The following is a 13,762-nucleotide window of genomic DNA, read 5'->3' as shown; positions in this document are numbered from 1 at the left end:
ATGTATCCCATTCCGAGCTTAGATTCCGGGATGCGGTTTCCGCCTGGGCAGTCATTGGGAAAACGCGTCCCACTCTGCGTCACTGAGGCGTTTTCTTTACGCCCGCGCCCTGCATAGAGTTCGATTCTCCGCGGTACGGGGGATCCGTTGATGCTGGGCGAGGCCAGCTGAAATTCGATAAACATCGCATCTATATTGGGCTGAGGCTTTGCGCGAAGAATCCGCGTATTTGCTTCGCAAATACGCACCGGCTTCGGCCGGCTGCCGCCGCCCTCGCCCGCGGGCTACAAACGCTTCGCGTTTGCTTAACGCCCGCGCCCTGCACAGAGTTCGATTCTCCGCGGTACGGACTAGAAATAAAAAGACAGGTAGATACGAATATCTACCTGCCTGTTACTTATGGTGGAGGCGCGGAGAATCGAACTCCGGTCCACGAAAGCCCCTTGATTGGCATCTCCAAGCTCAGTCGCTGGTTTAGTCTCGGACGCCTTGCGCGCAGCGACACGCTCGCGACGTCCTAACCGGTTCGGTCTTAGCCCGCGCCATACCGATTACGTGCGCAGGAGCATTCCCCTAAGATGACGTCGCGGCGGTGTCGGGGAAATCACCGGGTTGACGCGCCGCTATAAATTAAGCAGCGAGAGCCATAGGCTCAAAAGAAGAGTTGTTGTCAATTCAATTTGACGGTACCCCTGTTTAACGAGGCGAGGAGACCTCGGCTTGCTTCCTCTCTCAGAGCTATCGTGTCGAAACCAGTCGCCCCCGAATGTCGGGAAAGTCTGGATGGTATCGGGCCTGCAAACACCCGATAACCGTCGACTTTTCAAGGAACATACGGGGCGAGCCCCGCTTGTGGAGTGTTATCTTACCACGTTCTGAAAGCGGACAGCTGTTCTATGCACGAGCTGTGAAGACCCCAATGTGCGCCGCACTTCGCACTTTTGTTACCGATCGCGTCACGTATATTTTCGCCAAGCAAAATTGACCCGTCGAAAGGACCGTTATGGATACCAAGCAGCAACTCGTCGATGCCCTCGCAGGCCTGGGCTCAACCATTACCGAAGCTATGGATGTCATCGAGGGCTTTGTCCCCTGCGGACATCCCGCCCTCACGGTATCGAACGCACTCGTCGCGCTGGACGTTGACGATGATGCAGCTCTCGCCCAGCAGCTTGAGACCGTCGAGGGCTTTATCGACCACGTGAGTGAGAACCGCGGCGTGGCCGCCTACCACGGTATCGAGCTCGAGCTCGCGGGTCCCAAAGCCGATCTGCTCGCAGCAATCCGCGAGGTAGGCGCCCTCATGCAGACCGCAGGCGTCAAGAACACCCAGGTCAACGAGTGGGTCTACCGCAGTCTGGCAGCACTCGACAGCTCCGACGAAAAGGCAGCCGAGCAGCTCGCAGAAAGTCCCGCCATTAAGGCCGAGCTTTTGTAAATAGCAGACGCGGGCCCCTTGGCGCATCGTCGTCCAAGAGGCCCGCAAACAGTTCGCGTCAACCGATTGCCGCGCCGCCGCGTTCGGCCAAGGCAAGAATCGGCATCATTTGACAAGGTGTCTTTGCTGCAAGATCGGCATGTTCGAGCAGCTTGCGATCGTTGGTCACCAAGTAATCGACCTGCGCGCGCTTGCACGCGGCGAGCACCAAGTTGTCCTCGTAATCGCGATGGAGTGCTAAGAATTTGTCGGCCAGCCAAAGGTCCGACGCATCCGCACCCACGGCCGTGGCGTTTTCGGTCATGTTCCGAACAAACGCCAACGCCGCATCGCCAATTGCACGGGCAGATGCCTCGTCGAGCGCTCCCCCGCTGGCAAGAACGCTACGCTTCAGTTCGTGCTGGACAACGTACAGCACGTCCTTGGCGATATGCACCGGAAAGAACAGCAACGCCCCCATCTCCGTCGCCTGCCCAATAAACGCACGCGCGGCAATCGACTCGGCATGGTCGACGCAAAACGAATCAACCCATACGTTGGCGTCCACCATGATCTTGAGAGGCGCCCCACTCACAGGATCATCCCCTTTTGGCGATAATGCTCATCCATGGCGTCGGAATAGATTGCGTCCCAATCGCGATCGTCGGATACGGGCGACGTAGCGATGCCCAAATCTGCATAAAGCCGGTCTGCCGCTGCCCACGACGCGGCGAACGGTGTATCGGGCGCGACGGTCTGCCGCCGGCCGTCGACGGCCGCAAGCACTTCCTCGCACTGCCCGCCACCCTGCGCGACCTTGGCCACCACCTTTTTGATGAGCTCGGGCAGTGACCCGCCCGAAAGCCGCAGCGCCTCCTCGGCACGGTTCTTGACCTGGCGATCTACGCGAACGTTCACCTGCGCCATGCCACTAACAGCACCCACGTCGATCCCGCTCCCTTCAATTGCTAGCCATGCTAGCACCACTATATAAAGAAGCTAGCACATGGTCAAATGCAAAAGACCTGCGCTCGGACGACACCAATGCCGTCTGGGCGCAGGCCAAATAACGTGGGCGAACACATCTGCTAACGCAGGTAAGCCTTCGCGTTGCTCAGACTGTAGGCAATCGTCGAGCCGTTGTGCAGCAGTGACGACGTCTGCGGAGTGATCATGCCGGTAATGCCCAGCGCCAGGAGCGCCGAGTTGGTAAGCATCACCTTAGAGTAGGAGCTCGTCAGACGATCAATGAGGCCCTGGCTCATGCGGCGCAAACGCACGATCGCGGCCAGATCCGTGTCGGTCAGGATGATATCGGCGACCTCCTTGGCGATGTCGCTTCCGCCACCCATTGCCAGCCCCACGTCGGCCAAACCGAGTGCCGGCGAATCGTTGACGCCGTCGCCCACCATGGCAACGTGGCGCCCCTCACTCTTAATGCGCTCCATATAGGCGTACTTGTCCTCGGGCAGCAGCTCGGCCTTAAACTCGTCGACACCCGCCTCGCGCGCAATGCGCTCGGCCGTGCGCTCCGAATCGCCCGTGAGCATAACGACATGCTTGACGCCCAGCGCATGTAGGTCGGCGATGGCCTCACGGACGCCGGGCTTGAGCGGATCCTCGATGCCGAGCACGCCGACGACCTTGCCGTCGACCGCCAGATACAGCGGCGACAGGCCTTGCATCTGGAGCTCGATTTGCTCCTTGATGTCGGACTCGAGCTGCGCACCCTCGTCCTCAAATACAAAGTGCGCCGAACCGATAATGGCGCGACGCCCCTCGATGGACGAAGCGATGCCGTGCGCCACGATGTACTCGACCGCGGCATGGCGCTCGCGGTGCTCGAGCCCGCGCTCGAGGGCGGCGTTGACCACGGCACGCGCCACCGGATGCGGGAAATGCTCCTCCAAGCAAGCGGAAAGGCGCAGGACCTCGTCCTTGCTCCAGCCATCTGTCGTCAGCACGCAAGCCAGGCGCGGCTGCGCCTCAGTAAGCGTGCCGGTCTTATCAAACACGATGGTGTCAGCCTTGGCAAACGACTCAAAGTACTTCGCGCCCTTGACCATGACGCCCATCTTGGCGGCATCGCTCATGGCGGTCATGACGGCGACGGAACCCGTGAGCTTGAGTGCGCACGAGTAGTCGACCATCAGCGCCGCCGAGGTCTTGATAAGGCTGCGCGTGGTGAGCGCAACCAGGCCCGCGAGCAGGAAGTTCCACGGGACGATCTTGTTGGCGAGGTCCTCCATATGCGACTGGCCCTCGGACTTGAGCGAGTCGGCCGTCTGCACGAGCGAGACGATCGAGCGCAGTTTGGTCTGCGCCGTGTTGGCGCGCACGCGCACCAAGATGCTGCCGTCTTCCACGACGGTACCGGCGAACACGTCGTCGCCCACGCTGCGCTCAACGGCCAGCGGCTCGCCGGTCAGGGTCGCCTGGTTGACCATAGCGCTCCCCTGCTCGACGACACCGTCGATGCAAATGGACATGCCAGTGCGCACGGCCACCAAGTCGCCGGGCTCAAGCTCGGTGGCGGCAACACTTACCTCGGTATCGCCGACGACCTTTTGCGCCTTGTCGGGTACATCGAGCAGCGAGTTGATGAGCTCGTTTTCGCTCATGGCGCGGGTGTAGTCCTCGAGCAGCTCGCCCACGTTGAGCAGGAACATTGTCTGGCCCGCGGTGTCGACATCACGCTTGACGAACGAAATGCCGATGGCCGAAGCGTCGAGCACGGGAACGGTCAGGCGCGGCTGCGCGAGCTCACGGAGGGCAGCGCGCAAAAATGCCATGTAACCGGCCACGACAAACACCGCACGCAGAGGCGTCGGCAAGAACCAGCGGCGCGCGTAGTGGGCGCCGATAAGTGTCGCCAGGTCCATAACGAGTTTGTGCTTGCGCGGCTCAAGCTGCATCACGTAACCCGTCTTTGCGTCGGCAATGGCCTGAGCGTCGAGCGCACCGACGGCGGCCAGCACGGCATCGCGACACGGCTCATCATATTCGAGCGCTAACTGGCCAATACGGCCATAGACGCGTACCTTGTGCACGCCGTCGATATCGCCGCTGAGCTTAAGAAGTGCATCGAGATCGCTCTCTGGCACAGGACCCGCCAATTGAAGACGGGTCCTGCCGGGGATCTCGCTGATAATCGAGAATCTCATAGTTTGTGCCTGGGAGCGTTACTCTGCTGCCTCGTCAGCAGCGGCCTCGCTCTGGGTGATGTAGGCCGCCTCGGCAACCATGTCGTCGACATTAGCCTTGGCCTGCTCGACCATGTCCTGGTAGCCGTTCTTGATGCGCATGCCGCACGCGATACCCTGCACGCAGGCGTTCTTTACCGGAGCGCTGGTGAGCAGCTTGATGCCAGCCGTACCAAGCAGAAAACCGCCACCAACAAGCAGGGTGTTGAACGTGGACTTCTTCATGATGTCTCTCCCTTTTGCCGCATTGGACGCGGCATGGTGCCTCAGCACCCGAGTAAACAAGTTTGCTCGAGCACGCTTTTGAAATATCTCAATTTTATCTAACTATCTAGGTCAGCCATGGCTAACCTTTTGAAAATTAACGATGCGGAGTAACCGATTGTCAATGTGAGAAAGGGACTGTCCCTTTGCCCCTTCTTACAACTGCCAGGTAGCTGCTTCCTTTTGCAGCGCCACCATGCGGGCGAATTCTCCACCTGCCGCCTTGAGCTGCGCCGGAGTGCCCTGCTCGGCAACCACACCATCCATGAGTACAACGATTTTGTCGGCATTTTCCACCGTACGCATACGGTGGGCAATAACGATAACCGTCTTACCTGCAAGCAGACGGGAGAGCGCCTGCTGAACCACGGTCTCGTTCTCCACATCCAAGCTCGCCGTCGCCTCGTCCAACAGCACGATCGGCGCATCTTTGAGCAGCGCACGGGCGATGGAGATGCGCTGGCGCTCGCCGCCGGACAGCTTGGAGCCGTTCTCGCCGATCATGGTGTTGTAGCCCTGCGGCATGCGGCTCACAAACTCGTCGCAGTTGGCGGCACGCGCAGCCGCAAGCACTTGCTCATCGGTGGCGCCACGACGCCCGAGGCGGATGTTTCCCATCACCGTGTCGTCAAAGAGCAGCACGTCTTGGAACACAATAGCGTAATCACGCAGCAGTACCTCGGGATCCACGCTCGCAACATCCACGCCGCCCACGGTGACCGTGCCCGCGGTGGCATCCCAAAAGCGCGCGGCCAGGCGGCTCACCGTAGACTTACCGGAGCCCGAAGGACCGACCAGTGCCGTGACCTCGCCTTCCTTGGCGGTAAAGCTCACATCGGTAAGAACTTTCTCGCCGGCGCGGCCGTCCTCGCCCGCACCATAGCCAAATGCCACGTGATTGAACACCACATCGTGGCCTACGGGCTCAAACTGCTCGCTGCCCCGCGCCACGGGCTCTTCCATGATGGAACGCATGCGCTTGGCCGACGACTCGGCGGCAAACAGCTCGGACATCAGCATCAGCGCCTGATCAAAGGGCGCATAGATGCGGCTCACCATAAGCAGGAAGGCAAACATCATCAAAAAGTCGACCTGGCCGGAGGCGACCATCGCAGCGCCCGTGACCAACGTGGTGGCAATCCCCAGGCGCAGGATGGCAAAGGCGGAGTTGACCAAAAGCCCATTGGCGAGCTCGCCCTTGGTGGTCTCGCGCTCCTCGGCATCGATCACGGCGTTGAGCCCCTCAAGATAATGAGCCTCCTGGTTGGTGGCGCGGATCTCGCGCACGCAGTCGAGCGTCTCCTGGATCGCCTCGGTAACCTTGACCTTCTCGGCACGCACATGGTCGAACACCGGGATCATGGGGCCGCGCGTCAGATACAGCACGGCAAAGGCCACGGGAACGCTCCAAAACGCCGCAATCGCCAGCTGCCAGCAAAAGAACAGCGACGCCACGAACACAATGACGCTTGCGATGATGGCACCCCAAAGCTCTCCCAGCACGTGGCTGTAGGCGTGCTCCATGGCCTGGACGTCGCCCATAATGGTCTCGGTTAAATCGGCCAGATCACGACGGCCAAAAAACGACAGCGGCAGCTTGCGCAAGCGCTCGGCGATCTCCATACGCTGCTTGCCGCACTCCTCGTAAAAGATGCAGTACGTGTAATAGTACTGCTGCCAATTAGAGGCAAAGAGCAACGCAAAAAAGATAACGAGACCACCCACAATGGGCAGGGCGCCCGGCAGGTCGGCCCCACTGGCAAGATGCTCGACAAAGCCGGCCATGACCAGGAACAAAAAGCCCATGCCGGCCATAGTGATGAGATTGGTGAGCGTGGTCCAGAAAATGCCGCGCTTAACGCCGGCGATGCCTTTATCGGATAGGAAATACTTCTTTTGGAATGAGGCGAACATTTAGGCCTCGCCTCCCTTCGCGGCGGCGACATCAGCGGCCGCAGCAGTGATCTTCCAGCTCGCGGCCTGTTCGTATTCGGCCCACATCTTGGCGTACAGGCCGTTTTGGGACAGCAGCTCGGCATGGGTGCCGGCCTCCTGCACACCACCCTGGTTGAGCACCACGATCTTGTTGGCCCCCACCACGGTCGAAAGCCGGTGCGCGATCATAATGACCGTGCGGCCCGCCGCCAATTTGCTAAAGGCGCGCTGGATGAGCGCTTCGTTCTCGGGGTCGGCAAACGCTGTGGCCTCATCGAGCACCACGATAGGTGCGTCTTTAAGGATCGCGCGGGCGAGTGCCACGCGCTGTACCTCGCCGCCCGAAAGATATGCCCCTCCAGCACCGAGCATGGTGTTAATACCCTGCGGGAGCTTGGCCACAATGTCGTCGCACTGAGCTGCGGAGAGGGCCGCACGCACTTCGTCGTCAGTGGCCGTAGGCTTGGAGGCGCGCACGTTATCGGCAAGTGTTTGCCGGAACAGTTGGTTGGTCTGAAACACAAAGGCGACCTGGTCCATGAGCTCGTGCGGATCCATGTCGCGAACGTCTACGCCGCCCACAAGCACGCGACCCGAGGAAACATCCCAAAAACGCGGGATCAGGCTTGCGCAGGTTGACTTACCGCCGCCCGAGGGACCAACCAACGCAAGGGTGCTACCTGCGGGAACGCTAAAGCTCACATGATCGACGGCAGGCGCTTCGGCACCCTCGTAGGTAAAGCTTACATCCTCAAAGCGCACATCGCTGCCGATAGGGTGCTTGGGCTGGGCAGGCACGGAGAGCTGCTTGGAATCCATAACGCTTCGGATGCGCGCCAGCGAATCGGCACTCATCTGAGACGCCTCGCCCACAAACATGAGCTTGGTCATGGCCGTCGGCACCACGGCCGAAAAGATCGCGTAAAACGTGAAGTTGACCATAAAGTGCGCGAAGTCCGTCTCGCCCGGCGCCAACAGCAACGCCACGGGCAAAAGAATTGCCACGAGGCCATTGAGCGCGGTAAGGTTGAGCACCTGCGGGCCTCGGCAGAACGTGCCCGCATAGCTTTGCGCCATGTCGGCGTATTCGGCGATCGCATCGTGAAACGCCTTAAAGGAGTAGACCGTCTGCTGGAATACCTTGACCACGGGGATGCCGCGTACGTATTCGGTGCCGGTCTTGTTCATCTTGACCAGCGCGCCCATGTAGGCCTTCATAAACTCGGCGCCCTTGCCGCTCATCATGGTGGCCATGGCGCAAAACGAAACGACGACCGAGATTAAGCATGCCGCGCCCAAACGCCAATCGAGGGCAAATAGCAGCACAAGCAGGCCCACGACCATGGCGGTGGCACCGGCGATATCGGGCAGCATGTGCGCGAGCAGCGTCTCGGTGGAGGCGGCACAGCCGTCTACGATACGGCGCAGCTCACCGGTGGCGTGCGTGTCAAAGTAGCCGAGCGGCAGCTTAAGCAGATGCTCGCTCGTAGCCTTGCGGATATTGGACGCGCAGCGAAACGCGGACAGGTGCGTGCACATGAGTCCCACGAAATAGACCACGATGCTTGCCAGGGCAAAACCAACAGCCCACCAACCATACATCGCGATGTCGGCGGCCTCGCTCCAGTTGGGCGCCACGGCGATAAGATCTCGCGCAACAAGCCAGATGCACACGTACGGGCCAAAGCTCAGCAGCTGCGAGAGCGCCGAGAGGGCCATGCCCAAATACGTTAGGAATTTACGTTCACCGGCATATGCAAGCAGCTCGCCGATGCCGCCACCTTCCCTTTTTGATCCCTTTGCCATGAGATTCCTTTCTAACGGCTTGAGAGTTAACCGTAAGAAACTTATCATGGGCGTGTTAGCCAAGGCACACAATTGGGCCAGGCGTGGACGTTTTCGCAAATGAAGGGGACGCTTTTGAAAATGCGGCGGGCGGCGACCGACATAACCGAGCTCTACGCACCGCAGTTTGAGCAGTTTGGCCTGGAGCTTACCGGCAAGGGCGCCGTCTTTACCGGCGAGGTGGCAAACGATCGGGCGCACGGACGCGCATGGATCATGCCCCTCTCCCCCGCCTGCATCGTTATGGAGCATTTCATCACCCCGACGCACGATATGTACCTGGCCGAATACACACCCGAGCCATACGCTTGCGTGAGCGAAGTCAGCGCGTCCACACTTACATGCATGCCCGAGGCTGGCATAACGCCCGCGAACCTCAAACCATTGCATGGACCGTGGCCAAACAATGCCGTTTGCAGCTTTATCCAAGATAGCTGTGGCGAGGAATTAAGCCCGCTGTTTGCGGGGGAGCTTTATCACTCGCGCTCGGTACTCTTTTTGCCTGGATATTTTGACGAACTGGAGCACCGCTATCCCACCGAGTTCGCGGGAATCTTTGAGGCGTTTGCCGAGTCATGGCACGAGGAAGCGACGTCTGCCATCTGCCACACGCTGCGCCGGATTAACGAGGAACGCGCCCGCACCGTAGGCGGACACGTCTATATGCAGGGCATCGTGGAGACCATGGTCGCGGAGCTCGCCTGTTCGCGCGCGGCCCACAAGCAGGCACGGCAGGCGGCGAACACACGCGTCAGCATAACCATTGCCGAAGAAGCGACGGCAATGATTGAGCGCGCGCTCGACAAAGGCAGGCGTGTGGGTATCAACGAGGTGGCCGAGAGGCTCTACACAAGCCGCTCCAAACTATGCGCCACCTTTAAGGCCCAAACTGGCGAATCCCTGGGCGCCTACATTCGCAGACGCCGTATGGAGCGAGCACAGGACCTTTTGGCCGATAGCTCGCTCACGATAGCGCAGGTGGCAGAGCGTCTAGGCTACCCTCAGCAGGCCGCCTTCGCCCAAGCCTTCAAGCAACACACCGGCACCACCCCCACCACCTGACGCTCCCAACATATATAAAGAATGAGGGCGCCATCGGCGCCCTCATTCACCAAATTCCATTCAGCCCCGCCTGACCCGAACGGCCGAGTCGTCACGGAACCGAGGGGCCGGGCGCAGGGCCTTGCTTCTCAATGAGTTCCGCACGAACAGGAGGCGCCAGTGGCGCCTCCGTCGTGAGTCAGGACTGTCCGAAATTGAGAGGCAAGGCCCTGCGCCCGGCCCCTCGGTTCCCGCTTACGAGAGCGACGTTCTCAGCAACTCGTTGAAGAGCTTCGGGTTGCCCTTGCCGTGGCTCGCCTTCATGCACTGGCCCACCAAAAAGCCGATGACCTTCTGGTTGCCGTCACGATACTGCTGCGCCTGATCGGCACAGTTTGCCAGCACCTCGTCCACAATCGGCTGCAGCGCGCCGGCATCGCTCACCTGACGCATACCGCGCTCGTCTACGATCTTGTTGGGGTCGTCGCCGGTCTGGGCCATGGCCTCAAAGACCTCGTGCGCCTGGTTGGAGCTGATGGCATCGGTCGCCAGCAGCTTGGCGAGTGCCGCCACTTGAGCCGGCACGATGCCGGACTCGGCGAGCGACACGCCCGCGCCCTTAAGGTAGGCGATCATCTCGTTCACCAGCAGGTTTGCGACCGTCTGGGCCTCCTTGCCAGCCATACCGGCAGCGGCGGCCTCAAAGAAGTCGGCAAACTCGGGGTCGCCGGCAATCTGCTCGGCATCGGCCGTCTTAATGCCAAAGTCGGCCTCAAAGCGGGCGCGCTTGGCATCGGGCAGCTCGGGAATCTCGCCACGGCAGCGATCGATAAACTCGTCGTCCAGATCGAACGGCGCCAGGTCGGGATCGGGGAACAGGCGATAGTCGTCGGCCGTCTCCTTCACACGCATGACCACGGTGCGCTTGCGGCTGGGCTCCCAGTGGCGGGTCTCCTGATAGATGATGCCGCCCTCCTCGAGCACCTCGGCCTGGCGGCAAATCTCGTAGGCAAGGCCGTCGTGCAGACTCTTAAACGAGTTGAGGTTCTTGAGCTCGGTCTTGGTGCCCAGCTTGGTCTCGCCGCGGCGACGCAGCGACACGTTGCCGTCGCAGCGCATGGAACCCTTCTCCATGGAGCAGTCCGAAATGCCCAGCGTCACAAAAATGCGACGGAGCTTCTCCATAAACAGGCGCGCTTCCTCGGGCGTGCGCAGATCGGGCTCAGTCACGAGCTCAATCAAAGGCGTACCGCAGCGGTTGTAGTCGACGAGCGACTCGGCCGCGGCGGTAATGCGGCCCTCGGCGCCACCCACGTGGACCATCTTGGCGGCGTCCTCCTCCATGTGGATGCGCAGGATGCGGATGGGCACCGTGTAGGAACCGTCCTCGCGACGCTCAGGCATCTGCAGGTTAGATGCATCGTAGCTGGCCAGGTGGCCGGCACGCTGGTTGCCCTCGCGCATGGTCGACGTCATGGACGTGGACAGGCCCTCTGCGTTGGCCGAAGCGCTCGCCAGGCTCTGGGCCTCGGCCTCACCAAACGCGCAATCGGGGCGCTCGGCGGCACCGCGACCGGTCACATCAAGATCCAGGTGGCCGTACATGGCAAAAGCGACCGGACCCTGCGTGGTCTGGAAGTTCTTGGCCATGTCGGGATAGAAGTAGTGCTTGCGGTAGAACATCGAGTGGCGCTGGATCTCGCAGTTAGTGGCCAGGCCCGCCTTGACGATGCTCTCGATGGCGCGCTTGTTGGGCACCGGCAGCGCACCGGGCAGGCCCAGGCACACCGGGCACACGTTAGCGTTGGGCTCGTCATCGTGGCTGAGCTTGCAATTGCAGAACATCTTGGTATCGAGTGCGGTGAGCTCGGTATGGATCTCCAGGCCGATCACGGCCTCCCAATCCTGCAGGACCTCGGAAAGCTCCTTCATTACAGCTCGCCTCCCTTCCCGGCAAAATCGGGCGCGACGGAAAGCGCGGGCGCACCCGTGGCGGCATCGGCAAAGCCGCGCTCCAGGGCGCGGGCAAACGTGAGCAGCTGACGGTCCTTAAACGCCGGACCCACCAGCTGGGCAGAAACGGGCAGGCGGCTGTCCTCGCCCAGGCCCAGCGGCACCGAGATGCCACCATTGCCGCAAATGTTGAGCGAGATGGTGTACAGGTCGGACAGGTACATCTGCGTGGGGTCGCTGATCTCGCCAAACTTAAAGGCCGTGCGCGGCGAGGCGGGCATGAGGATGGTGTCCACCTTGGCATACGCGGCGTCGTAGTCCTGCGTGATGAGCGTGCGGGCCTTTTGCGCGGCATAGTAGTACTTGTCGTACACGCCCGAGGAGAGCAGGTAGGCGCCGAGCATCTGACGGCGCTTGGCCTCGGCGCCAAAGCCGTGGGCGCGCGAGAGCGAGCTCTGGTCGGACAGGTTGGCGCAGCCCTCCTCCTGGTAGCCGTAGCGAATGCCGTCAAAACGGGCCAGGTTGGAGAACGCCTCGGCCGGGCCGATGACGTAGTAGGCGGCGATGGCGGCGTCCAGATGCGGCAGGTCGACCTCGACCAGCTCGGCGCCCTGGTTCTGCAGCTCCTGGGCGGCGCGCTCAACGGCGGAGCGGACCTCGGGCGTCAGGCCCTCGGCCTCCATAAACGCGGGGATGATGCCCACGCGCTTACCCTCGATGCTGTCGTTGAGGTGCTCGGTAAAGTCGACGGCGCAATCCTGGCTGGTGCAGTCGTACGGATCGTGGCCCGCGCCGGTAAGCGCGTTCATGGCCAGCGCGACATCCTCGACCGTGCGGCCAAAGGGACCCACCTGGTCGAGCGACGAGCCAAAGGCAACCACGCCGTAACGGCTCACGGCGCCATACGTGGGCTTAAAGCCCACCACGCCGCACAGCGACGCCGGCTGGCGAATGGAGCCGCCGGTGTCCGAGCCCAGCGAGAGCGCGACCTCGCCCGCGGCGACGGCGGCAGCGGAGCCGCCCGAGGAGCCGCCGGGCACACGCTCGGTATCCCAGGGGTTGTTGGTGCGGTGGAACGCCGAGCTCTCGGTGGAGCTGCCAAAGGCAAACTCGTCCATGTTGGCCTTGCCCATGGGCAGGCAGCCGGCATCCAGCATGCGCTGGACGCAGGTGGCGGTGTAGACGCTCTGGTAGTCCTCGAGCATGAGGGAAGCGCAGGTGGTGCGCGTGCCCACGAGGTTCATGTTGTCCTTGATGGCCAGCGGCACGCCCGCGAGCGGGGGCAGCGGCTTGCCTGCGACACGGTCGGCATCCACGCGCGCGGCGGCCTCGAGCGCAAGCTCGGGCGCCACCTGCAGGAATGCCTGGACCCCGCCCTCGCGCGCCTCGATGGCGGCAAGGGAGGCCTGGGCCACCTCGGTAGCGGTAAAGTCGCCGGCGGCAACGCCTGCGGCGATCTGGGCGGCGGTAAAGAAATCGAAGCTCTGCGCCATTACTCGCTCTCCCCCTCTCCCAAAATGGACGGCACGCGGAAGTAGCGGTCGCGCGCGCTGCCGGCGTTTTCGAGCGCAATGTCGAGCGGCAGGTCGCGCTCGGGCTCGCGCAGGTCATCGCCCATCACGTTGGACAGGCTTCCGATGGGATGGAACGTGGGCTCCACGTCGGGTAAGTCATATTGCAAGACAGGCTCGAGCATCTGGACGGCGTCGTTCATGTAGGACGTCATCTGGGTGAGCTCGTCATCGGTCAGTGCGATCTTTGCGTACTCGGCGATGTCGCGCACGTCTTTCTCGCTGAGTGCCATAGGCGCTCCCTTCCGCATAACAGATAAACCGCTCTAGTATACAAGGCAACGCCGCTTGGAGCAGGTGCTTTACCCAAATGCAGCGAAAACGTAACGAGGACGGCGGGTTGGCAGGCGGCGGGCTGGCGGTTCTGCAGCGAAACCGCACCGTCCATAGCGAAAACCATCTCGTCCACAACGAAAACCATCACAACATTCGACGCTTTTCGCCAAAATCGAGATTTTCATCGAATGTTGTGATGGTTTGAAAGCCACGAGCACCACAAAAGTGCCTGTCCCCTTTGTGGTGGTTCTGAAGAA

At 61.4% G+C, this 13,762-nt stretch carries 11 protein-coding genes and 1 other RNA gene; 2 read left to right on the top strand and 10 right to left on the bottom strand.

The annotated features are described in order from the left end of the window. Positions 1–400: 400 nt before the first annotated feature. Positions 401–764: a transfer-messenger RNA gene (gene ssrA / locus DWZ52_RS01865) on the bottom strand. Positions 765–1,003: 239 nt separating this feature from the next. Between ssrA and DWZ52_RS01860 the strand changes: the two genes are divergently transcribed. After that, positions 1,004–1,438, top strand: a complete 435-nt coding sequence (locus tag DWZ52_RS01860; RefSeq protein ID WP_117637895.1) for a hypothetical protein — start codon at positions 1,004–1,006, stop codon at positions 1,436–1,438. A 58-nt stretch (positions 1,439–1,496) separates the two neighbouring features. Here the strand turns inward: DWZ52_RS01860 and DWZ52_RS01855 are convergent, their stop codons facing one another. From DWZ52_RS01855 to DWZ52_RS01830, 6 genes are all read right to left on the bottom strand, one after another. Next, positions 1,497–2,012, bottom strand: a complete 516-nt coding sequence (locus tag DWZ52_RS01855; protein WP_118384785.1) for a PIN domain-containing protein — start codon at positions 2,010–2,012, stop codon at positions 1,497–1,499. After that, positions 2,009–2,362 (bottom strand): hypothetical protein, encoded by a 354-nt coding sequence (locus DWZ52_RS01850; RefSeq protein ID WP_147352135.1) that lies wholly within the window; start codon positions 2,360–2,362, stop codon positions 2,009–2,011. Before DWZ52_RS01850 ends, DWZ52_RS01855 begins: the two co-directional genes overlap by 4 nt. Before the next feature lie 143 nt (positions 2,363–2,505). Then, a complete protein-coding gene (locus DWZ52_RS01845; protein WP_233547238.1) occupies positions 2,506–4,521 on the bottom strand; it encodes a heavy metal translocating P-type ATPase in 2,016 nt (671 codons plus the stop codon). 78 nt (positions 4,522–4,599) lie between these two features. Beyond that, a complete protein-coding gene (locus DWZ52_RS01840) occupies positions 4,600–4,845 on the bottom strand; it encodes a DUF6110 family protein (protein ID WP_055250999.1) in 246 nt (81 codons plus the stop codon). A 195-nt stretch (positions 4,846–5,040) separates the two neighbouring features. Continuing rightward, complete coding sequence (locus tag DWZ52_RS01835) at positions 5,041–6,798, bottom strand: ABC transporter ATP-binding protein (RefSeq protein WP_118384782.1); 1,758 nt, start codon at positions 6,796–6,798, stop codon at positions 5,041–5,043. Then, on the bottom strand, positions 6,799–8,625 hold the full coding sequence (locus DWZ52_RS01830; RefSeq protein WP_199579065.1) for an ABC transporter ATP-binding protein: 1,827 nt from the start codon (positions 8,623–8,625) through the stop codon (positions 6,799–6,801). A gap of 120 nt (positions 8,626–8,745) precedes the next feature. Between DWZ52_RS01830 and DWZ52_RS01825 the strand changes: the two genes are divergently transcribed. Continuing rightward, complete coding sequence (locus DWZ52_RS01825; protein WP_233547242.1) at positions 8,746–9,726, top strand: helix-turn-helix transcriptional regulator; 981 nt, start codon at positions 8,746–8,748, stop codon at positions 9,724–9,726. Positions 9,727–9,960: 234 nt separating this feature from the next. Here the strand turns inward: DWZ52_RS01825 and gatB are convergent, their stop codons facing one another. From gatB to gatC, 3 genes are read right to left on the bottom strand one after another with little or no spacing between them, the layout of a single operon-like run. Continuing rightward, positions 9,961–11,637: an Asp-tRNA(Asn)/Glu-tRNA(Gln) amidotransferase subunit GatB gene (gene gatB, locus DWZ52_RS01820; RefSeq protein ID WP_118384780.1), complete on the bottom strand. Its 1,677-nt coding sequence runs from the start codon at positions 11,635–11,637 to the stop codon at positions 9,961–9,963. After that, positions 11,637–13,151, bottom strand: a complete 1,515-nt coding sequence (gene gatA, locus DWZ52_RS01815) for an Asp-tRNA(Asn)/Glu-tRNA(Gln) amidotransferase subunit GatA (protein WP_118384779.1) — start codon at positions 13,149–13,151, stop codon at positions 11,637–11,639. The genes gatB and gatA overlap by 1 nt, the downstream gene beginning before the upstream one ends. Continuing rightward, on the bottom strand, positions 13,151–13,462 hold the full coding sequence (gatC, locus tag DWZ52_RS01810) for an Asp-tRNA(Asn)/Glu-tRNA(Gln) amidotransferase subunit GatC (protein WP_118384778.1): 312 nt from the start codon (positions 13,460–13,462) through the stop codon (positions 13,151–13,153). The genes gatA and gatC overlap by 1 nt, the downstream gene beginning before the upstream one ends. Positions 13,463–13,762 lie beyond the last annotated feature (300 nt).

The sequence above is a fragment of the Collinsella sp. AF33-16 genome (assembly GCF_003475325.1).
Lineage (GTDB): Bacteria > Actinomycetota > Coriobacteriia > Coriobacteriales > Coriobacteriaceae > Collinsella.
The sequence above is the reverse complement of the archived record's forward strand: the minus strand, read 5'-3'. Positions and strand labels throughout refer to the sequence as shown.